Below are 22,206 nucleotides of genomic sequence, written 5' to 3' on the forward strand. Positions count from 1 at the left end.
GGATCAGATTTTTCTTGTTTAAAAAGAAATGTCAAAAAACATAAATAACGGTATGGACGCGAACAAAGCAGGAACGATGATTGCGAATGCCCGTCCAACGAAGTTTATAACACCGTTGTATTTGAGATGGTTTAAGCCAAGCGTTTGAAATGCGCTGGAGAAACCATGCCATAAATGGAAACCAATTGCGGCCATACAAATCACGTACAAGGCAACATACCAGCCTTTAGCAAACCAGATGTTTACAATATTGGCCAGGTCGCGTACTTCAGCGCCATCATAATTCACGGTTGGTATGGAGCCAAAATGCATTTGTGCCCAAAAGTCTTTCAAGTGAATGATAATGAAAGCAAGAATTACTGTTCCTAAAATCCCCATGTTTCTGGATGCCCAGATGGACGATTTGCCAGACGTTTGTGCATAGCCTACCGGTCCACGTGCCTTGCGGTTTTGTACCGACAAGATCAGTGCATAGACCGCATGGATGATGATGAAAGCGAAGTTTCCTTTTGAAATTGTTTGAATGAGCGGATTCGTACTCATGAATTCCGCGTACACGTTAAACGATTTGCCTCCGTCATCTTTCAGCAACTGCAGGTTGCCGGCCAGGTGAACTGCTAAAAACAAAATGAGGAAAAGACCCGTCAGGGCCATGAGAAGTTTTTTGCCAAGTGAACTCGACAAAAATTTAGTAAACCACGTCATAGGTATTTGTTATGCTTAGCGAATTATTGCAAACGCATAAAAATACTTCCGGATCAAATACCAAACAATCGATGGATGTAGTTTAAAGGATTTCTAAACACCGATGGTGTGCGCAATATCTAGTGGTCATTAAAGTAATTCAAACAAGGCTACAATGATGGCGATCACCACCAGCATTACAATCAGGAACCACTCCCGCCTGAACCAACCTGACACTTTATTCATAAACGATTTCATAGATATTGTCTTTTGAAATCTGTTAGATGCCAAAATTGAGCCTGAACTTAAAAACATCAGATTATCAATATGTTACAAAAATATGTGCTAGTCAATATCAGGAATTTTATCCCATTAATGGAAAATAATACAATTATGGGAATGGAATTAGTCTGTTAAAGGGCGTACTTTTACACTTTTCAACCACTACGAAAGCGATTAGATGTACCTGATTTTTGACACGGAAACCACCGGGGTTCCGCACAATAAAACCGCGCCCTTAACGGATCTGGACAACTGGCCCCGGTTGGTACAATTAGCCTGGCAATTGCACGACCGGCATGGAAAACTGCTGACCCAGCAGAATTTCATTATCAAACCGGATGGTTTCAACATCCCCTATAAAGCTGAACAGATTCACGGCATTTCGACTCAGCGTGCCCTGGAAGACGGCCATGATTTGAAAACTGTTTTGGATGCATTTTTAGCCGACCTTGAACGCACAGAACTGCTGGTTGGTCATAACATCGAATTTGACATCAACATCATAGGAGCGGAACTCATCCGCAAGCAAATTGCTCCGGAAAAATTTCTTGGCACTCGAAAAGTCGATACGGGTTTAGCCTCCATTGAATTTTGTCAGCTGAGCGGAGGCATTGGCGGAAAGCTGAAGATGCCCCGCCTGATTGAATTGCATGAAAAACTTTTCGGGAAAGATTTTGGCGATGCGCACGATGCTGCATACGATGTGGCCGCCACTGCGCGCTGTTACTTCGGATTGCTTCAGAAAAAAGTAGTCAAGCCGATAGACGATATTTCTCTGACTGACATCCAGTATGAAGAACCCAAACTGGATGAAGCCAATTTTGCCAAACGCAAGCGCAAGAAAGATGCAGGCTATTCATTAGATGACGATCAATCGGCAACCATTGAGGCACCCTTCTGCCACCTGCATGTTCACTCGCAATATTCTGTACTTCAGGCTACTCCTGAAATCAAAGCGCTGATCACCAAAGCCAAAGCGTTAAACATGCCAGCTGTTGCACTTACCGACCTCGGCAACATGTATGGTGCTTTTAAGTTTGTGCGCGAAGCATTGGCCCACGAAATAAAACCAATTGTTGGATGCGAGTTTTATTTAGCTGATGAACGCAAGAAGCTGAAGTTTACCAAAGACAATCCTGACAAGCGTTATAACCAGGTATTGATTGCCAAAAACAAAAACGGATATCAGCATCTGGCCATGCTCAGCTCACTGGGCTTTACGGAGGGGCTCTACGGAATTTATCCCCGCATTGATAAAGAACTGGTATCGCAATACAAGCAAGACCTCATTGCAACAACCGGAACGTTGTCGAGTGAAATTCCACATTTAATATTGCATGTAGGTGAGCGCCAGGCTGAAGATGCATTTGTCTGGTGGCACAAACAATTTGGTGATGATTTTTACATTGAGCTTAACCGGCACGGGTTGCCCGAAGAAGATCATGTAAACGAAGTGTTGCTTGGCTTCGCCAAAAAATACAACGTCAAGTATTTCGCGGCCAACGAAGTTTACTACATCGACAAAGAAGAATCAAATGCACACGATGTACTGTTGTGTATTAAAGAAGGAGAATTTAAAGCCACGCCTATTGGAGAAGGAAGAGGATTTCGGTACGGCTTACCCAACAATGAATTTTATTTCAAATCGCAGGATGAAATGAAATCCATTTTCCGCGATCTGCCTGAAGCCATTGAAACCATCAGCGAAATCGTAGATAAAGTTGAAGCTTACAGTCTTGAGCGCCAGGTGGCGCTTCCCAAGTTTGATATTCCAAAAGAATTTAAAACAGAAGATGAATACCTGAAGCACCTCACGTTTGAAGGGGCGAAAAAGAAATACGGTGAACTTTCCACAGAAATAAAAGAGCGTCTTGAATTTGAGTTGGAAACCATTCGCAAAACAGGTTACCCCGGGTATTTCTTGATTGTTCAGGACTTCACATCCAAGGCACGCGAAATGGGTGTTTCTGTGGGGCCTGGTCGTGGTTCAGCGGCAGGTTCGGCCGTAGCGTATTGCATTGGCATTACCAATGTCGATCCCATCAAATACGATTTGCTGTTTGAGCGTTTTCTGAATCCCGATCGTGTGTCACTACCCGATATTGATATCGACTTTGATGATGAAGGTCGCGATAAGGTGTTGAAGTATGTAATCGACAAGTATGGTAAAGCCCAGGTTGCACAAATCATTACGTATGGCACCATGGCGGCCAAGTCTTCCATTCGCGATTGCGCACGCGTGATGCAACTGCCCCTACCGGATGCAAACTTTTTAGCCAAGATGGTTCCGGAACGCCCGGGTACTACACTTGATGCTGCGTTCAAAGAGGTAAAGGAACTCTCCGATATTAAAGGCGGAACCGATCTGAAAGCCGATGTACTCAAGCAAGCCATTATATTGGAAGGCTCCGTTCGCAACACGGGTACGCATGCATGCGGGGTAATCATTACTCCGGATGAACTGACCAAATTTGTTCCGGTGGCCACGGCCAAAGACTCGGACATGTTGGTTACGCAGTTCGACAACAGTGTGGTGGAAGGTGCCGGTTTGTTGAAGATGGATTTTCTTGGCCTGACTACACTCTCCATTATTAATACGGCTCTTAAAAACATCAAAAAAAGTAAGGGCGTTGAAATTGATATTGATGCCGTTCCGCTGGATGATGAAAAGACCTATCAGCTTTTTCAACGCGGTGAAACCACCGGCACGTTTCAGTTTGAAAGTCCGGGTATGCAGAAATACCTGCGCCAACTCAAACCCGATAAATTTGAAGACCTGATTGCGATGAACGCCCTGTACCGTCCGGGGCCGATGGAATATATTCCAACATTTATCAATCGTAAACATGGCCGTGAGCCAATCAAATACGATTTGCCGGAGATGGAAGAATTTCTGGCAGAAACCTATGGCATTACCGTTTACCAGGAGCAGGTAATGTTGCTTTCGCAGAAGCTGGCCAACTTCAGCAAAGGCGATGCGGATGTGTTGCGTAAAGCGATGGGTAAAAAGCAGAAGAGTGTGCTGGACAAGATGAAAGACAAATTCATCGAAGGCTGTAAGACAAACGGCCATGCACAAGAAATCTGTGAGAAAATCTGGGTTGATTGGGAAGCTTTTGCACAATACGCATTCAACAAATCGCACTCCACCTGTTATTCGTTGGTTGCCTATCATACCGCATACCTCAAAGCAAACTATCCGGCTGAATACATGTCGGCTGTGTTGACTCATTCGCAGAGCAACCTCGATAAGGTTACCTTCTTCATTGAAGAGTGTAGAAACCTGGGCATACAGGTATTGGGTCCGCATATAAATGAATCAGGGGTTTACTTTGAAGTGAACAAGCAAGGTGAAATCCGTTTTGGATTGGGTGCTATTAAAGGTGCGGGTGATGCAGCTGTAGAAGCCATCATTCACGAGCGCGATGCGCATGGAGCGTTTCAGGATATTTTTGATTTTGCCAAACGGGTTAATCAACGCTCGGTAAACAAAAAAACATTTGAGTGCCTGGCCTTATCCGGTGCGTTCGATTGTTTTGATGGCGTACACCGCAGACAATACGTGTATGCAAAAGATGGCGATGCCAGCCTGATTGAAAAGGCAGTGAAGTATGCTGCCAAAACGCAACTCGATGAACAAAGTTCGCAAGTAAGTTTATTCGGTGGTTCAACCGGTACCGTCATGCCGAAACCAAAAATTGAAGCAGTTGAACCATTCAGTGAAATTGAAAAACTGAATCTGGAAAAAGAAGTGGTGGGCATTTACATCTCCGGCCACCCGCTTGATAATTTCCGGTTTGAGATGGATGCATTCTGTAACACGCTTTGCAACCAATTGCTCGACATCGAAAATATGATTGGTCGCGAAACAAAAATTTGCGGCATTGTTACGGCTGTGGAACATCGCACCACCAAAACCGGAAGACCGTTTGGCAAGTTTACCATTGAAGATTACAGCGGCAACTTCACTTTCACCCTGTTTGGTGAAGATTACATGAAGTATAAAAACTACATGTCGCAAGGGTGGTTTTTGTTTATTGAAGGAAACATTCAACGCAACAACTGGGGGCGTATGGATGTGGAGTTCCGCATCCGTGGGATTGAGTTACTGAACGAACTTGTACAAAAACGACTTCAAGGTCTTGCGTTGCGGTTGCCGATACACGGCATCACCAAAGAAGCCGTTGATGCCATTGAAAATCAGTGTAAGAAAAACCCGGGGCAAGCTGCGTTTCAACTCTTTATTAAGGATGATCAGCAAGCCCTACAGGTAGAACTGCTGGCACGCCATTACCGGTTAACGGTAACCAATGCCCTTGTACAGGATTTTAAAAAGTATGGCGAAATCGGGGTAATTACCGACAAGGTTCAGGTGCGTTGGCTCAGCGATCAGCCACTTGAAGATAAGCTCATCGATTTGGAGGAGGATGGAACAAATTCCCCTACCTTTGTGTTGGATTCAGCAGAACTAATAAACCAATAACTATATCTCAAACATTATGGGTAAAACTATAGAATTGACCGATTCAACTTTTGATCAAACCATTAAATCCGATAAACCCGTTTTAGTGGACTTTTGGGCCGAGTGGTGTGGCCCTTGTAAAATGATTGGCCCAGTTGTAGAAGAGCTTGCCGGTGAATACGAAGGCAAAGCGGTGGTAGCCAAACTTAACGTTGATGAAAATCCTGAAACTGCTGCCAAATTTGGCATCCGCTCCATCCCTACCTTATTGGTATTTAAAGGTGGCCAGGTTGTAGATAAACAAGTAGGTGCAGTGCCGAAATCCGTTTTAGCGCAAAAACTTGCTGCCCAGGTAGCTTAATGATAATTGATTATTAAAGAGGCTGTTTCCTGTATTGGATTTCCAATCAAGAAACAGCCTCTTGCTTTTTTTCAGGCCTTGATCAGCCTGGTTCTCTCCCGCTCTTCGCGTTCCAATGAAATCAGATCTTGTAGCAGGGCAAGCGTAACCGCTCCGGGTTTGCCGTCACCAATACGGGTATCATCTACCTGAACAATGGGGATAATCCTTTTGGTTGTGCTCGTCAGGAAAGCTTCACGCGCCTGATGCACATCATTCACAGTAACTACTTCTTCCTTTACTGTAAATTTCTTTTTGGCCAACTCCAATACATGCTTGCGCGTAACCCCATGAAGGATATTTTGTGAAGGTGTAGCCACCGTGCCGTCTTGTTTCACCAAGAAAAAATTACAGCGCGGAAATTCTGATACTTCACCGCGCATATGGTACAATACATCGGCTGCACCCTGTTCCATCATCTTCTTTTGGGTCCAGATGCCGGTGATGTAGTTAATGGTTTTTACGTTCGGTATTTCACGTACATATTCATGCGTGATCACTTTGATGCCCTCGGGTTGAACCGTGTCGGGCGGAAACTTCAACGCAGTTTGTTGAATGATCAGGTTAGGTTTGCTGATCTGGTATCCATCGGGTGAATACCCTCCGGTAAGAATAACCTTTATGCCCGACATGGGCAGGTTATTTCTTTTGATCAATTCGAACAAAGTCGACTTGAATGCTTCCCGATCAAGTGCCACATCCAACCGCATGGTTGCTGCCGATGCATAAAACCGATCGAGGTAATCTTCGAGGAACAATGGTACATTATCCATCACCCTGAAAAAATCAAAAATGCCATAGCCACGCTGAATGGCCAGATCACTCACATGCACCACAGCCTTATCGGCTTCAACAAAATCCGTATTCAGGTAGATATACATTACTTCTTAATCACATTATACTTCTTCAAAATCTTAATCACTTCTTCTCTCGGCAATGCCTTAATCTTTCGTCCGTCTTTACCGGTCATTGTTTCGGCTGCAAAAAGTGAGTTGATAATAGCCTCTTCGGTCGCCTCAATAACCGCCAAAAATAAAGGAGACACCACATCATTACGAAGAAAAGAGGCAGAATCTGTTCGTTCATTTTTATCATGCATGACACGTATGCCGGCATTCGTTGAAAAGGCTATGACGTAATCCCCGCTTCCATTGGAAGCAATACCCCCCGTTTTGGCCAGGCCCATCATGGCGCGTTGTGCCAAACGTTCCAAATTGCGGGCATCCAGTGGGGCATCGGTAGCCACTATCATCATGCAAGAACCATCTGCATTTTCGAGTTGGCCGCGCAAGAAATACTGTTTCAACTCCTCGCCTATGGGTGCGCCATCAATTTGCAATACGCCACCAAAATTGGTTTGCACCAACACACCAACCGTATATCCGCCCGTAGCTTTTGGCAGTACCCGCGAAGCTGTTCCAATGCCACCTTTCCAACCGAAGCAAACAGTACCTGTTCCAGCGCCAACATTTCCTTCCTTCACCGATCCCGAAGATGCTTTTTGAATAGCCTCCAGCACATGCTCCTTCTTTACATGGCGACCGCGGATGTCATTCAGGTAGCCATCATTTGTTTCACCCACCACGGCATTCACCGATTGCACGTTTTCATTTCCAAGTAAGTTCAGGGTATATTCTATCACAGCATCCATACCGGTAGATACACCTAAAGTATTGGTAAGTATAATTGGCGTTTCGAGGTTGCCCAATTCCATCACCTGCGTGCTGCCGGCCAGTTTACCAAAACCATTGCCGACAAAAATGGCAGCCGGTACTTTTTCCTGAAACATATTTCCATCATGCGGAAGAATGGCGGTTACACCGGTGCGTATGGAAGAACCTTCCATTATAGTTGTGTGTCCAACCTTCACCCCCGGAACATCCGTAATGCTGTTGAACGCGCCAACCGGCAACACACCAATTTTAATTCCCAGATCGCGGGAACGATGTTGGCTCCACAATGAGAAGGTACATAGCGTAACAAAAAAGAACAAAAACCCAGCACGCATAGAATCTTATTTAAAGAGTTATAAATCTAAAAATCAAAAATCGTTAATCTGCAATCTTTCAATCATTTAAGAACAAGGATTTACGATTTAAAATTTTTGAAGAATAAATCGTCAATCACTAAATCTTAACCTGTTTCAACCGCTCCACCATCTCCAGCACAGCCGGGCAAACCAATGTGTTCTTATAGGTCAGTTCCATGATCTGCACCATCTTCTTGCGATCGGTATGCGGGTATTCGCGGCAGGCTTTCGGACGACTGTCATAAACCTTGCAATAATTATCCTCATCTAAAAACGGACAGGGCGAAGATTTCAACACATAATCGTTGTCTTCATCGAGTTGTAAATACTGCTCCACAAAATCACCGAGCTTCATGCGCAACGCTTTGGCCACACGTTCAATATCGGTTTGATAAAAAATCGGGCTGGTGGTTTTGCAGCAATTTGCGCAGGTCAGGCAATCGACTTCTTCAAAAACTTCTTCATGAAGCTGATGAAAGACTTCATCCACTTTTCGTGGATCTTTTTTCTTTAATCCTGTAAGGAATTTTTTATTTTCCTTTGCCAGGCGTTGAGCTTTATCGTTAAAGGCGGTTAAATCCATATTGAAAGATCAAATATCGTAATTCTGATTATCCTATCTTAGCCCCATGGATACGCGTGGCATTATTTCCCATATTTCGCGATACGTAAAACTCTCACCGGAGGAAGAACAGTTTTTTGCCTCCATTTTGATACCCGTAAAACTAAAGCAAGGCGAATTTGCGGAAACTGCAGGCGAAGTAACTACCACCTTCATCCATGTTAATTCCGGATGCCTGATGACGTATTACACCGATCCGTCCGGAAACGATCACGTTATCCAGTTTTCCACTTCGGGATGGTGGACAGCCGATTTGCATAGCCTGACCCACAATCAACCCTCTATTTATTCTACCCGCGCCCTGGCCGACAGTGAGATTTTTTTGCTTCCCAAAATACGTCTGGAAGAACTTGTTGAACGTTACCCTGTTTTTGAACGGTTCTTTCGCATCATGTTTCAAAATTCACTTGTTACGCACCAGCACCGCATTGTTCAGGCATTTTCGTTTACAGCCGAGCAGCGCTATGAACACTTTCAACAAAAGTATCCGCAATTGGAGCAGTTCGTTCCGCTCAAATATATCGCCTCCTACCTCGGCATTACACCTGAGTTTCTCAGCAAAATCCGCAGAAAACGGATGGAGAAGTGATTTCTTAACCTAGTTCAAGTCCCCTCACCTTCCTTCTTAACCTGGTTCAACCTCATGGGCGAATCAGCTAGCCTACCTTTGTGTTAACAAAACAAACGAAGTATTAACCTTTAAAACATAACAACTATGTCAACAGCAACAGCAGTAGCAACGAAGTGGAACTTAGATACCACACACACCGAAGTTCAATTTAAAGTGAAGCATTTGGTAATCGCCACCGTAACCGGTTTCTTCAAAAAATTCAGCGGAAGCGTAGAAAGCGAAACCGAAGATTTTGATGGCGCAAAAGTAGAATTCAGCTTAGATGTAAACAGCATTGATACCAACCAGGCCGACCGTGATGGTCACCTGAAGTCAGCTGATTTCTTCGCAGCGGAGCAGTATCCTTCTGTCGACTTTACCGGAACATTGAAAAAAGAGTCGGGTAACGATTACAAATTAGATGGCGCGCTTACCATCCGTGGAACTACCAAAGCCGTAGTATTGGATGTAGAGTTTGGTGGAACCATGGTTGACCCTTGGGGCAACACCAAAGCCGGTTTCGAAATCAACGGCAAAATCAACCGCAAGGATTTCGGCTTAAACTGGAATGCGTTAACTGAAGCCGGTGGCATGGTGGTAAGTGAAGATGTGAAAATCCACATCAACGCAGAATTGGCAAAAGCACAATAAGATAAGGGTTAGGTTTAGGATGAAGGCCCTGTTCCATTCGTGGGACGGGGCTTTTTCATTTTGCAGACCGTTCAAAAAAAACTGCATCGCATTTTTTGGTTTAACGGCTACTTTCGAACTTCAAGCACTAAACCAACACCTATGAAAAACCTGTTTACGCTATTCTTTGTAATTCTTGTTGCCGCTTCAACCTTTGCCCAACGTGTGCTGGAAGCTGAATCGGCTGTTACTTCTTCTGCCACGGTTACCGTAAAAGGAAAAGTAATTCCCTACACCGCAACAGCCGGAACGCAACCGGTTTGGAATGCCGAAGGAAAACCAATCGCCTCGTTGTTTTATACCTACTACGAACGCAGTGATATTAAAGACAAAGCTTCCCGTCCGCTTGTTTTTTCCTACAACGGTGGCCCCGGATCGGCTTCTGTTTGGATGCATGTGGCCTATACCGGTCCGCGTGTGTTGGAAATCGACAAGGAAGGGTACCCGGTACAACCCTATGGCGTAAAGGAAAATCCACACAGCATATTGGATGTGGCCGATATTGTGTACATCGATCCGGTTAATACCGGCTATTCCCGCATTCTGGATAAGGATGCCAAGCGTGAAGAATTTTTTGGCGTGAATGCCGACATCAAATACTTAGCGGAATGGATGACCACGTTTGTGTCCAGAAAAAATCGGTGGCTGTCACCCAAGTATTTAATTGGAGAAAGTTATGGGACCACACGCGTTTCCGGTCTTGCGCTTGAATTGCAAAATGCACAGTGGATGTATCTGAATGGCGTGATCCTTGTATCGCCAACGGAGTTAGGCATTAACCGTGGCGATCAGATTGAAGCTGCCAACCGCTTGCCCTACTTCACCGCAGCTGCGTGGTATCACAAGGCGCTTCCTCCGGATTTACAAAAACGCGACCTCACCGATCTGTTGCCAGAGGTAGAAGAGTACACCATTAATGAAGTGATTCCGGCTATTGCGCGTGGCGGTTGGCTCGACAATGCCAAACGAAAACTCATTGCCTCCAAAATGGCTTCCTATTCGGGTTTGGATGCCGAAGTTTTTCTACAACATAACCTGGATGTTCCTACTGCTTATTTCTGGAAAGAATTGTTGCGCGACAAAGGCTATACTGTGGGCAGACTTGACTCACGTTATTTAGGTATCGATCGCAAAGATGCCGGTGAACGCCCGGATTACAACTCAGAGTTAACTTCATGGTTGCACTCCTTCGCGCCTGCTATCAATTATTATCTGCGCGAAGTATTGAAATACAAAACCGATGTGAAGTACAACATGTTTGGTCCGGTGCACCCGTGGGACAGAAACAACGACAACACCGGTGTTAACCTTCGTCAGGCCATGGCAGCCAACCCGTATTTGAATGTAATGTTTCAATGTGGCTATTTCGATGGCGCCACCACCTACTTTGAAGCGAAATACACCATGTGGCAACTTGACCCGAGCGGAAAATTAAAAGATCGTTTTCGGTTTGAAGGCTACCGCAGCGGACACATGATGTACCTACGCGAAGAAGACCTGGCCACCTCCAATGAACACATCCGCGATTTCATTTTGAAGTCGACACCGAAGAAGGGAGAGCCAGCGAAATACTGATTATGGATTTAGGATCTGGGATTGGGGAAGTGGGATTTGAGATTTTCGAATTCATTTTGATTCATATTTTTTACTATGAATAAATCTGAGTTAAAAAGCAGAACAAAAAAGTTTGCGCTAAGAATAATCAAGCTTGTTGATGAATTGCCAAATACCAAGGCAGGCCATACAATTGGCAACCAAATTATTCGTTCGGGCACATCCATTGCGGCAAATTACCGCGCGGCCTGCAGAGCAAGAAGTTCAGCAGAATTCATCTCTAAACTTGCCATTGTTGAGGAGGAGTCTGACGAAACCCTTTTTTGGTTGGAACTAATTGTTGAATCGAATTTGGTAAAAGAGGAGCATCTGAAAGAATTGATCAAGGAGGCTGACGAATTAACTGCCATTTTCACAGCAGCCGGAAAAACAGCAAAAGCAAACAAAAATCTGAAATCCTCAATCAAAAGTCCCAAATCCTAATTCCCACTTCCCAAATCCAACTTCCAACATGCATTCTGTGATCAAAATCACCAACCCCTTTCCGGAACTTCCTTAACCTTGCATCAGTTAACAGAAGTATGAAAACAACAATTATCAAGTGGAGCATTGGCATTGCCTTAGGGGCCGTGGGCGGATTTTTATATTGGTATTACATTGGGTGTAACAGCGGTTCATGCGCCATTACCTCCTCCCCGATCAACAGCACACTTTATGGTGGTATGATGGGCGGTTTGTTATTAAATTCGTTTGACTCAAAAAAGCGCAAGGATGAAACTCCAAAAACAACTGATCAGTAAAGATCATCCCGATTACGAAGCCATCGGGGAATACATTCAAAGCAAGGAAAGTGTGGTGGGCATTGATGCGCGCCATACGCATATCATCATCATTAAAAAGCTGTTGGAGCTGGAGAAGAAAATCGTTAACCTGGAAAAAAAGCTCTCGAAAAGCAAAACCCGCAAAAAGAAATAAGCATGCGCCTGCTTACACTGATCGGTTTACTTGGTTTACTGGGTGCCTGTTCTGCTTCCAAAGAAGAGCAACAGGAAACCACGCAAGTACCCGATTCGGTTTACCTGCAGCGTGGCGACAAGTTGGTAGCACAAACTTTCGATACCCTGCGCAACTCACTGCTTTCAGCCATTGCCGATAAAGGCTTTCCGCATGCCATCGACTTTTGTAACGAACAAGCTTACCCATTAACGACTATTTACCAAACTGACAGCATCACCATCAGGCGTGCTTCAGCACGGTTTCGTAACCCGAAAAACCAACCCGACAGTTTGGAACAGGCAGCGCTGGCCGATTTTATTGTCAACGGTCCTTCCACAAAAATTATCCGCACCCACGAACAGGTGCATTACATCAAACCCATTATGATGCAGGCCATGTGCCTGAATTGCCATGGCGTACCCGAGCAAAACATTAAAGCGGAAACCTTACAGGCCATCCGCGAACGCTACCCGACCGACCAGGCCATTAACTATGCCGAAGGCGACCTGCGCGGCATTTGGCACATTGCGTTCAGGTTGAAGCAATAACTGACAGAAAACTCCTTCTGAATTTTTTATCATCCGTGACTATTGTCACTTACTGCTCTTCCGCTTTACCCGACCTTTGTGGTGTTAATTCGTAATCACAAAATCAGCAATACACTATGTTAGGATTATTTGGATTCGGCCCGAAGAATTATGAAAACCTGAACGGCCGTGCATTTAAAGAGAAATTTCTGGCAACCCCAGGCGCAGTATTAATTGATGTGCGCACGCAGGGCGAGTTCCGCTCAGGCAGCATCAAGGGTGCACGCAACATCGACATCATGTCAGCGGGGTTTGCGCAGCAAATTTCAACGTTAGACAAGAGCAAAGAATATTTCTTGTTTTGCCGCAGCGGTAACCGCAGCGGACAAGCCTGCAACCTGATGGCGAAACAAGGATTTAAGGTACACAACCTGGACGGTGGCGTAAGCGACTGGCCAGCGTAGTGTTTGGGGTTTGGTTTGTGTGAAAGCCGCCACCGGAAACGGGGCGGCTTTCCTGTTTTATTTTGAATAACTATTTTTAGGGAGTATAGTGTTGTTTAGGTTTAGTATTTGAATAGTATGCACAAATCATTAATACAACATGAGGAAATGATTACAAAAGATGGCAGGATAAAACTTAAATTTGGTCAGGCGATTGACCACTACTTGCTGGTAATTATTCTTCTCTTTGTTCCAGCTTTAACTTTGTATGATCTATTTACAATATACATTACAGATACATATGATGGAAAAAGGACTTCTAATGAGTTATTGTATACTGCAATTCCATTCTTCATTTTAGCTATCGTGGTTTTCATTATACAAAGAAATCGACTAAAGGTCAATGAAATAAAAATTTATTATACCGAGGATCAATTTCAAGAAGCTGTACAGCAGACAATTGAAGAACTGAAATGGTTAGTTGAGATCAATGAGGAGAAAGTATTTAGGGCACGGAGACCATGGAATTGGAAATCCAGTTGGGGAGAAATGATTACAATTTTTAAAGAGGAGGATAGACTTCTTGTAAATAGTATCTGTGATCCTGACGGAAAGACTTCAGTCGCCTCTTGGGGTTGGAATAATAAAAATATAAATGTATTTTATAAAAATCTTCGTAAAGCAATTAGTAGTAAGATTGAATGAAACATAATTTGACCTTAGACAAACAAAAGTTACTGATTGCAATTTTACCCCTAAGGCAAGTTCAAGACCAATCAATTTCACCCTCTCAGTGTCACTCGCAAAAGACACTGAGGAGTTACGTATAGAATTGAAAATCAGCGTCCCCTTCGGGTGACGCTGATTGGGTAAAAATGATCTTGACATTATGAGAAAGTTTATTTTACTAGGACTCTTATTATTTTCTTTTGCTGTTTATTCCCAAACGACAAAGACAAAAAATGCAGTCGTGATTGCAGACAGCATTTTAAAGTCGCATGTTGGGGACAGATTATTTAAGTATTTTGGCGTCTCTGAGGGTTCATATTACAGTTACGAAGACAGACGTGGAAAACAAAGGACTGGGAAATTCTTAGGCAGAAAGCGACTTCCAAAATCTTTCCTAACATTGAATTTTTTGTATCATTTTAATTACCCAGAAATAGAGGGCGTAAGAGGTGGTCTTTGGTTAATAGTTGACAAAGGCTTCAAATTAATCGACACTTTAAATTTTGAATTCATTCCAAAGTTTATTATTGAAAATAAACCTTCTGACTTTATTTCTGTTGACTCAGCTTGGGCAATCGTAAAATCAAATAGTAAACCTAACGGCTACAAGACATCTATCCCGAGACTTATTTATGACGAAAAATTAAAACAATATATTTATACTGCTTCACATGAATTGACAGTTGTATTGAATGATGCAGGTAAAGACATTGGTGAATTTGAAGTTATTGAAATAAACGCCACGACAGGAAACCTTATATCTATTAGTAAAGGATATAAAGGAATTGAGATTAGATAAACTGCCTTTCACCCCCTCAGTGCCACCCGCAAGAGAACACTGAGGAATACTGATTGGGAAAAAAAATTAAGTCATTAAAGCATTCAGTATGATACAGCTAAAACACGTACTTGCAGTAACCGTAATAATAGTGTTGTCATGTAATAAGAATACAATTCATCAAAGAATAGACCCCTTTGAAGAAATTAACACTCTTACAGAGCGAGGTTTCTTTAAAGAGGCACTCAATAAATGTGATTCATTAATTGAAATTGATGAATCTTCAAGCAAAGCATTCGGTTATAAAGGGTATATAAATTACGTCTTAAAAGACTATACTAAAAGTCGAGAAAATTTACTCGAAGCTATAAGACTCAATATCAACTACGCTGAATCCTACCACAATTTAGGCTTAGTCTATTATGAGGTTAATCAATGTGACTCATCAGAAATAATGTTCTTAAGAGCCATTGAATTAGATCCGACAAATCACAAAACTTATTTTAATCTTAGCCAAATTTACATTGATCAAAATAAATTTTCAAAAGCAGAGAAAATGTGCAAAAAAGCGTTAAATCTTCAAAAAGATTATAGCAAGGCAATAAACAACTTAGGAGCAATCAGCTATAGTCGAGAAAAATTTGATAGTGCCGAATATTTCTACAAAGCAGCATTACAACTTGATTCAAACTACTTCGTCCCACATTACAATTTAGCTGAGCTTTATCTACGAAGAAATCAAAAAGATAGCGCAAAAATTTTTATTGATAAATGTATAGCTTTGAATTCCAATTTTAAAGAGGCATATATTTTAAAATCAGAGATCATTAAAGATGAAGCAACTACGGAAGAAAAACTACATTTGGAAGAAGTTTCAAGCTCATTGATTTATCGAAAACATTGCCGTTAATATGTTGCAATAAATTCACCCCCCAGTGCCACTCGCCAGAGCTTGCCTGCTGCAAGCAGGGGCACTGAGGAACTAAGTATAGAATTAGCACAATCCTATGAAAGCCCCAGGCAAAACCGTTACGGAAATTCTATTAAACCAACCTGCAAACAGGCTTGAACCCTTTAACAAACTGCACGAGGTGATTATAAAAAATCTACCCAAAGGGTTTGAGCCGGCTATTAGCTATGGCGGGTTGGGCTATGTGGTGCCCCATAAACTTTACCCGGCAGGCTACCACTGCAAACCCGAAGAGCCCCTCCCCTTTGCCGGAATTGCTTCGCAAAAAGGCTCCATTAACCTATACCACATGGGCATTTATGCCAATCCGAAATTATTAAATTGGTTTGTGAGCGAATATCCAAAACACAGTAAACAAAGGCTGGATATGGGCAAGAGCTGCATTCGTTTTAAAAAGCTGGACGATATTCCATACAAGCTCGTTGGACAATTAATGAAAAAGATAACCGTCAAGCAATGGATCGGCATGTACGAGAAGAATTTCTTGTCTAAAAATGAATAACCAGACGCCAAATATCCGTACAGAACGATGCACTATTCATCCTGCATTGCGTTCGCTGATACGACACATCGTTATCATCGAAGCTGATTTTGGCAATATTCCTGTTAGCATAGCGGGTAATTACATGCCCTCACCCGACCAGGCCATGTTCATCAATCTGTATACGCGGTTGAAATCCAAAAAATCAGGCGAGAACAATTTCAATACCGTTACATCTTGTACATTAATGGGGGCACAAATTACTCCCTTCAAACTATTGGTAGAAGAAAGTCATAAAACCGTGTCCATTATTTTTCAACCCGGAGGGCTAAATCGGTTTTTGAATATTCCGATGACGGAACTATTTGACAATGGGTATAGTGCCAGAGAAGTTATTGGCAGGGAAATAGAAGAGCTGTTAGACAAATCTCACGACACGATTTCTTTAAACGATTTGGATAGTATTATACAATCCTATTTTCTTAGAAAACTATCCCATGTAAAAGAACCGTTACCTATTGACTATGCCCTGCAACAGCTCTTGACAAACTACAATACAAACATAGACCAGGTTGCAGAGATGGCTTGTATGAGCATCCGAAATTTTGAACGAAAATGCAAAGAGCGATTAGGTATGCCTGCCAAGATGTATGCACGAATAGCCAGGTTTCATAAAGCATATAAAATGCTTGAAAGCAGATCAATCATCTCTTGGCCTGATTTGACATATGAAGTTGGTTATCATGACCAAACACACTTTATCAAAGACTTTAAGGAATTTGCCAAGGTTACGCCTACGCTCTTGTACAAAGAATTATCAAACGAACATTTACAGTTTCAGTTGGATTGGGACAAAATTTGATTTTGTCGTTTTTATACTATCCAAGCGTATTTCTCACCAATAGCTTTGTAGAAATAAAAATGACGAAATATGAAAAGAATAATTCTGTACGCAGCCGTTGCGTTTTCAAGCGGATTGTTTTTTACGCTTATCTATAATTCAGTTGTTAATGCAGCCAACTGGGAAAGTAATATTCCTCAATCCATAACTGCAACCCGAGACTTTTTTGTTGTTGCCAATCCGGGAACTTTCTTTCAGGTGGTAGATCCGACCAATATGCTTTTAGTTGTATTGACATTGATTTTATTCTGGAAAGAATCTTCTTCCATCCGGTTGTATCTGGGCATAGCTTTACTTTGCTATATAACCTCTATGACTTTAACCTTTACCTATTTTTATCCCAGAAATGAGATTATGTTTCTTTCAGAACAACTTCCCGATACTGAATCGCTTAAAAAGGCAGCAACTGAATGGGGAAGAATGGGCTGGGTCAGATCTATGCTATCGCTGGCAGGTCTTGTCTGTACTTTCATAACTTTGGACAAAGCCACAAGACAAACGCAGGGTTTGTAAATGAACCTGTAATAATAATAATCATAACCGTGTCGACTGCGTCTGGTCAATGAAATGCACCATACATGTCGACACACAAGCACGCCCCGTATCAACGTTGAATAAATTTCCAGATCCGAACCCATAGTGACACCGGGCCAAAGCGCTTTTCAAAACTATGCTACTCCAATTTCTCAATTTCCTGATCAATCTGATTCAGCAAATTGCTTAATGCCTTTTCAGTAGGCTTGTAATGGCCACGCAGAAGTCCCATTTGGTTTGAAATTCTTGCACGAAGAAGTGCTGCATATTCGGGATTTGTCTTCAGTTCAGTAAAACGTAACGGACGCATGATGCCCCAGAAAGGCGGAGGTATATTCTTGTTGGTAGAAACGCGGTCAACATCATAGGCATCAAAATAAAGTCTGTCAAAATCCCTTAACTGTTCATAGTCTCTCTTAATAGCCAATTCCACCAGACGAATTCTAGGATACGCCTCGTCATACATGCTGATAATTTCCAAACGGAGTTCGTCATTTGATACAATCGCTAAATTGGTATTTTTCAATTGCTCAATGGGGCCAACCCGACCTGAAAACGTGGTAAACGCATGCGTGTGGGCAAAACAGGCATCCAATGAATCATGATAAGGAAGGTTATCCTGAATAACCTGCAATATCATCCTGCTGGAAAGAATACTGTATTCATGCATGCTGATATTATTCTGCATTTCCATTAAATCGGCAGCGAGCGCTCCTTTAAATTCTTTCAGTATTTCAATTTCTCTCTTCTTTATGCTACGTGCTTCACTCCATTGCTCAAGATTAAATGCAATTAAAATACCAAGCATAACCACAATAACCTCAATGATATACTTGTACCATTCAGATTTCAGGTGGTTAAAAATTGTCTTTAACATTTTATGTGTGGTTATAACCTATATAAAGGTATAAAAAACAAACTGGAATATTTCTTGCCCTTCAGTTAGCAAACCTACAGTAAAGAACTCCGGTGGTGTCTCCGTTGTTGGCCTTCCTGACCAGCAACAATTTACAGACAAAACTTTGTTGAAGAAGAAACCTGCCTGCCGCAGGCTGGCTCCAACAAAAGTGAGCGTGCGCTACAAACAAAACCAAGCCCGAAATTGATTATCTTTAAATCTGGTTCAAATCCTTCTGATCAACCCCAATACGGATAACATGCATGACCTGTTACTCAAAAGCATTAGTGAAAAGACCCGCATCACATCCGCTGAAGAAGCTAAACTGAAGGAATTTTTTATTCCCAAGAAAATAAGAAAAAGGCAATACGTACTGAATGCCGGTGATGTATGTCAATACATTACGTTTGTCGAGAAGGGCATGCTTCGTTCATTTACCGTTGACGATGACGGTAATGAACACGTGGTGCAGTTTGCCATTGAAGGCTGGTGGATTTCTGATGTGGGCAGTTTTATTTCGGGCAATAACGCCCTGTATAACATTGAAGCATTGGAAGATTCGGAAGTACTGAACCTTACCAAACAGGCCATGGATGATATGATGGATCAGGTTCCGCAACTTGAACGGTATTTCCGGTTACTGATGCAAAACAACATTATTGCACTTCAGCGCAGGGTAATTGCATACATGAGCCTGTCAGCCGAAGAAAAATACCTGAAACTTATGGATGTTTGCCCCGACATTATAAGCCGTGCGCCTCAACAATACGTAGCCTCCTATTTGGGCATTACACCCGAAACACTCAGTCGGATAAGAAAGCAGGTAGCGAGTCGAAAATAGCACAAACCCAACTGAACCGGGTGCAGGGCACTTGATCTACATCAAGTATTTTCTTATTTCACGTCAATGCCGGTGGCAGGCGGCTATCATAGCTTTGCTTCATCAAACAAGACAAACTATGGCAGCCATAAAAACAATCGCAATTATAGGAGCAACCGGAAACATGGGCTCAGCCATTGCCAAAAGTATTTCGAAAAGCAGGAACTATCGGTTATTGCTCATGTCGAACGAGCCAGAAAAATTAGTTGCGCTGAAAAAAGAGGTTGAAAAAACAGCTCAACATGAAGAGGTGTTTGCCCTCAGTTGTGCTAAAGAAGCCTCCTGGGAAGCCGACATCATTATTGTAGCCACACCTTATGCCAGTGAACGGGAAGTGGCCGAAAAGATTCGTGAAGTGGCTATCGGAAAAATTGTGATCAGTATCTCCAACCCACTCAACCATTCGTTTAGCGAGTTGGTGACTCCACCCGAAATCAGCGCTGCGGAAGAGCTACAAAAACTTTTACCTGCATCGAAAGTGGTGAAAACATTCAACACAACGTTTGCTGCCAATTTTAATACACCAACCATTGCCGGCAAAACAGCCGATGCCTTCATTGCCGGAAACAATGGCGATGCGGTTGAAACTGTAGCGGGTATAGTACGCGATGCCGGTTTTAACCCGATTATCGCTGGCGACTTATCGGTAAGCCGCACGTTGGAACGCATGCAACTGATGTTGATTCAGCTTGCGCTGAAAAACAATTACAATTGGCTTGTGGGATGGAAAATTCTACACAATTGAATAGCGAAAGAAAGCTTGATCTGGATCAAGTTCTTTCTTGTTCCACATCAATGCCCCGAAGCAGCACAACGAGTAGCTTTGAATAGTAAGTAAAAAAATAAATCCATTAATTATGAGCTTAAAAAATAAATCCATCATCATTACCGGAGCCGCTATGGGTCTCGGTTTGGCTGCAGCAAAAGAATTAGCCAGTCAGGGTGCTAACCTTACGTTGGTCGATTTCAATAAGCAAACATTAACCGCAGCACAACAAGAGCTGGTAAAAGAATTTCCTGATGTGAAAGTTGTTACCGTTGTGGGTGATGCCTCAAAGGAAGAAGATGTAAAGCGATATGTCGATGCGGCTGTTAAGGCCTTTGGGAGAATTGACGGGCTTTATAACAACGCAGGCATTGAAGGACGACAGGCGTCAATAACGGAGTACGACATCGAGGTGTTTAAAAAAGTAATTGACATTAACCTGATGGGCGTATACTATGGAATGCGTTATGTAATACCTGTGATGCAAAAGCAAAAATACGGTCGCATTGTAAACGTGGCTTCAGTGGGTGGGTTACGTGGTGTTCAAAACCAGGTAGCCTACGTAGCCAGTAAACATGCGGTTTCAGGCATGACGAAAAACGCTGCCCTCGAATATGGCCGCGATGGCATTACCACAAACGCGATTGCACCGGGCGCTATTCTTACACCGATGGTGGCTGAAGCTTTCAAACAGGTTAACCCGGCCGATCCGAAAAAAGCAGAATCGGAATACGCACAACGTAACCCGACCAAGCGTTTAGGATTGCCGCATGAAGTGGCAAAGGTGGTAGCCTTTCTGTTGAGTGAAGAAGCCTCATATGTAAGTGGTCAAACACTTGCTATTGATGGCGGTGAATCAAACATTTACGGTAACGCTTAAAAAAATTAGTTATGGAACTCGGCATTTATACGTTTGCAGATGTACAGCCCGACAGGTTGGCTGGAAAAGCAATACATACACATCAACGCATCAGGGATTTGTTGGAGGAAGTGCAGCTTGCTGACCAGTTGGGTCTTGATGTGTTTGGTGTGGGAGAACATCATCGGGCTGATTATGCTGTATCTTCGCCAGCCGTTGTTCTAGGTGCCGCAGCTTCCATGACTAAACATATTAAACTGAGCAGTGCTGTTACCGTACTAAGCTCTGATGATCCTGTTCGGGTATACCAGCAATTTGCAACACTTGATCAACTATCCGGTGGTCGTGCCGAAATCATGGCTGGCCGTGGCTCATTCATTGAATCATTTCCATTGTTTGGATATGACCTTAAGGACTACGACAGATTGTTTAAAGAGAAGCTTGACTTACTTTTAAAAATCAACGGGAGCGAAAGAGTTTCATGGAGTGGTGGATTACGACCAGCCCTTGACAACCAGGGCGTTTATCCGAGACCCTATCAGGAGCATCTTCCGATTTGGTTAGCGGTTGGTGGAACACCTGAGTCTGCTGTACGCGCAGCCACACTTAAGTTACCAATGGCACTTGCCATTATTGGCGGTATACCCGAACGCTTTGTTCCGTTTGTTGACTTGTACAAGCAAACAGCAAGTCAGTTTGGGAATGATTCGCCTAAGCTTGGCATTAATACACATGTGTATATTGCCGAAACATCGCAGCAAGCGGGTGATGAATACTTCTCAACGTATGCTGCCATGATGAACAAGATTGGCAAAGAAAGAGGATGGCCTCCGCTAAGTCGCGAGCAGTTTGATGCTAACCGGTCGGCCAAAGGATATTTGATGGTTGGAAGTGTTCAGCAGGTGATTGACAAAATTCTCTACGAACATGAGTTATTCAATCATACGCGCTTTCTCGCTCAAATGAGTGTAGGCACAACCGACCATAAGAAAATTATGAAGTCGATGGAACTATTTGGAACGCAGGTTGCACCTGCTGTACGAAAAGCGTTAGGAACCAAGCATGAAATAAAAACTTCCGAGTCGGTGCTTTGATCAGATAAAGGTATTAT

Annotated in this window: 25 protein-coding genes; 20 read left to right on the forward strand and 5 right to left on the reverse strand. The window is 43.0% G+C overall.

What is annotated here, in order from left to right; translation table 11 throughout:
* Positions 1–18: 18 nt before the first annotated feature.
* Positions 19–705 (reverse strand): succinate dehydrogenase cytochrome b subunit, encoded by a 687-nt coding sequence (locus tag QY309_12425; GenBank protein WKZ58671.1) that lies wholly within the window; start codon positions 703–705, stop codon positions 19–21.
* 439 nt (positions 706–1,144) lie between these two features.
* On the opposite strand from QY309_12425, the gene dnaE reads away from it, so the two are divergent.
* Together dnaE and trxA are read left to right on the forward strand one after the other, a co-directional pair.
* Entirely contained in the window at positions 1,145–5,449 is a 4,305-nt protein-coding gene (dnaE, locus tag QY309_12430; protein ID WKZ58672.1) for a DNA polymerase III subunit alpha, read from the forward strand.
* Positions 5,450–5,465: 16 nt separating this feature from the next.
* Entirely contained in the window at positions 5,466–5,789 is a 324-nt protein-coding gene (trxA, locus tag QY309_12435; GenBank protein WKZ58673.1) for a thioredoxin, read from the forward strand.
* Between the two features lie 71 nt (positions 5,790–5,860).
* Here trxA and QY309_12440 read toward each other — a convergent pair whose 3' ends face one another.
* From QY309_12440 to QY309_12450, 3 genes are all read right to left on the reverse strand, one after another.
* On the reverse strand, positions 5,861–6,709 hold the full coding sequence (locus tag QY309_12440; protein ID WKZ58674.1) for an aminotransferase class IV: 849 nt from the start codon (positions 6,707–6,709) through the stop codon (positions 5,861–5,863).
* Complete coding sequence (locus tag QY309_12445) at positions 6,709–7,836, reverse strand: P1 family peptidase (GenBank protein ID WKZ58675.1); 1,128 nt, start codon at positions 7,834–7,836, stop codon at positions 6,709–6,711. The genes QY309_12440 and QY309_12445 overlap by 1 nt, the downstream gene beginning before the upstream one ends.
* Before the next feature lie 118 nt (positions 7,837–7,954).
* Positions 7,955–8,440, reverse strand: a complete 486-nt coding sequence (locus QY309_12450) for a YkgJ family cysteine cluster protein (protein WKZ58676.1) — start codon at positions 8,438–8,440, stop codon at positions 7,955–7,957.
* Positions 8,441–8,486: 46 nt separating this feature from the next.
* On the opposite strand from QY309_12450, the gene QY309_12455 reads away from it, so the two are divergent.
* From QY309_12455 to QY309_12520, 14 genes are all read left to right on the forward strand, one after another.
* Positions 8,487–9,068, forward strand: a complete 582-nt coding sequence (locus QY309_12455) for a Crp/Fnr family transcriptional regulator (GenBank protein ID WKZ58677.1) — start codon at positions 8,487–8,489, stop codon at positions 9,066–9,068.
* 126 nt (positions 9,069–9,194) lie between these two features.
* A complete protein-coding gene (locus QY309_12460) occupies positions 9,195–9,740 on the forward strand; it encodes a YceI family protein (GenBank protein WKZ58678.1) in 546 nt (181 codons plus the stop codon).
* Between the two features lie 141 nt (positions 9,741–9,881).
* Positions 9,882–11,354 (forward strand): carboxypeptidase, encoded by a 1,473-nt coding sequence (locus QY309_12465; protein ID WKZ58679.1) that lies wholly within the window; start codon positions 9,882–9,884, stop codon positions 11,352–11,354.
* 75 nt (positions 11,355–11,429) lie between these two features.
* Positions 11,430–11,816 (forward strand): four helix bundle protein, encoded by a 387-nt coding sequence (locus tag QY309_12470; protein ID WKZ58680.1) that lies wholly within the window; start codon positions 11,430–11,432, stop codon positions 11,814–11,816.
* A gap of 98 nt (positions 11,817–11,914) precedes the next feature.
* A complete protein-coding gene (locus QY309_12475; protein WKZ58681.1) occupies positions 11,915–12,133 on the forward strand; it encodes a DUF6132 family protein in 219 nt (72 codons plus the stop codon).
* Entirely contained in the window at positions 12,105–12,308 is a 204-nt protein-coding gene (locus QY309_12480; protein ID WKZ58682.1) for a hypothetical protein, read from the forward strand. The genes QY309_12475 and QY309_12480 overlap by 29 nt, the downstream gene beginning before the upstream one ends.
* A 2-nt stretch (positions 12,309–12,310) precedes the next feature.
* On the forward strand, positions 12,311–12,877 hold the full coding sequence (locus QY309_12485; protein WKZ58683.1) for a DUF3365 domain-containing protein: 567 nt from the start codon (positions 12,311–12,313) through the stop codon (positions 12,875–12,877).
* 116 nt (positions 12,878–12,993) lie between these two features.
* Positions 12,994–13,320 carry a rhodanese-like domain-containing protein gene (locus QY309_12490; protein ID WKZ58684.1) on the forward strand — a complete coding sequence of 109 codons (327 nt, stop codon included), beginning with the start codon at positions 12,994–12,996 and terminating at the stop codon, positions 13,318–13,320.
* Between the two features lie 147 nt (positions 13,321–13,467).
* Positions 13,468–14,004, forward strand: a complete 537-nt coding sequence (locus tag QY309_12495; GenBank protein WKZ58685.1) for a hypothetical protein — start codon at positions 13,468–13,470, stop codon at positions 14,002–14,004.
* A 184-nt stretch (positions 14,005–14,188) separates the two neighbouring features.
* The gene (locus QY309_12500) at positions 14,189–14,827 is read left to right on the forward strand and encodes a hypothetical protein (protein ID WKZ58686.1); all 639 of its coding nucleotides are present in this window, start codon (positions 14,189–14,191) and stop codon (positions 14,825–14,827) included.
* An 88-nt stretch (positions 14,828–14,915) separates the two neighbouring features.
* Positions 14,916–15,716, forward strand: a complete 801-nt coding sequence (locus QY309_12505; protein ID WKZ58687.1) for a tetratricopeptide repeat protein — start codon at positions 14,916–14,918, stop codon at positions 15,714–15,716.
* Between the two features lie 97 nt (positions 15,717–15,813).
* Positions 15,814–16,278 (forward strand): DUF1801 domain-containing protein, encoded by a 465-nt coding sequence (locus QY309_12510; protein WKZ58688.1) that lies wholly within the window; start codon positions 15,814–15,816, stop codon positions 16,276–16,278.
* Positions 16,271–17,119, forward strand: coding sequence for a helix-turn-helix domain-containing protein (locus QY309_12515; protein ID WKZ58689.1), 849 nt, complete (start codon positions 16,271–16,273; stop codon positions 17,117–17,119). The genes QY309_12510 and QY309_12515 overlap by 8 nt, the downstream gene beginning before the upstream one ends.
* Positions 17,120–17,188: 69 nt before the next feature.
* Complete coding sequence (locus QY309_12520) at positions 17,189–17,671, forward strand: DUF1772 domain-containing protein (protein WKZ58690.1); 483 nt, start codon at positions 17,189–17,191, stop codon at positions 17,669–17,671.
* 160 nt (positions 17,672–17,831) lie between these two features.
* Here QY309_12520 and QY309_12525 read toward each other — a convergent pair whose 3' ends face one another.
* Positions 17,832–18,569: a DUF6090 family protein gene (locus QY309_12525; GenBank protein WKZ58691.1), complete on the reverse strand. Its 738-nt coding sequence runs from the start codon at positions 18,567–18,569 to the stop codon at positions 17,832–17,834.
* A 280-nt stretch (positions 18,570–18,849) separates the two neighbouring features.
* Here QY309_12525 and QY309_12530 point away from each other — a divergent pair, with 280 nt between their 5' ends.
* From QY309_12530 to QY309_12545, 4 genes are all read left to right on the forward strand, one after another.
* A complete protein-coding gene (locus QY309_12530) occupies positions 18,850–19,431 on the forward strand; it encodes a Crp/Fnr family transcriptional regulator (protein WKZ58692.1) in 582 nt (193 codons plus the stop codon).
* 118 nt (positions 19,432–19,549) lie between these two features.
* Complete coding sequence (locus QY309_12535) at positions 19,550–20,215, forward strand: NAD(P)-binding domain-containing protein (GenBank protein ID WKZ58693.1); 666 nt, start codon at positions 19,550–19,552, stop codon at positions 20,213–20,215.
* A gap of 112 nt (positions 20,216–20,327) precedes the next feature.
* Positions 20,328–21,116, forward strand: coding sequence for an SDR family oxidoreductase (locus QY309_12540; GenBank protein ID WKZ58694.1), 789 nt, complete (start codon positions 20,328–20,330; stop codon positions 21,114–21,116).
* Between the two features lie 11 nt (positions 21,117–21,127).
* A complete protein-coding gene (locus tag QY309_12545) occupies positions 21,128–22,189 on the forward strand; it encodes an LLM class flavin-dependent oxidoreductase (protein ID WKZ58695.1) in 1,062 nt (353 codons plus the stop codon).
* Positions 22,190–22,206: the final 17 nt, after the last annotated feature.

Source organism: Cyclobacteriaceae bacterium, assembly GCA_030584025.1.
GTDB lineage: Bacteria > Bacteroidota > Bacteroidia > Cytophagales > Cyclobacteriaceae > UBA2336.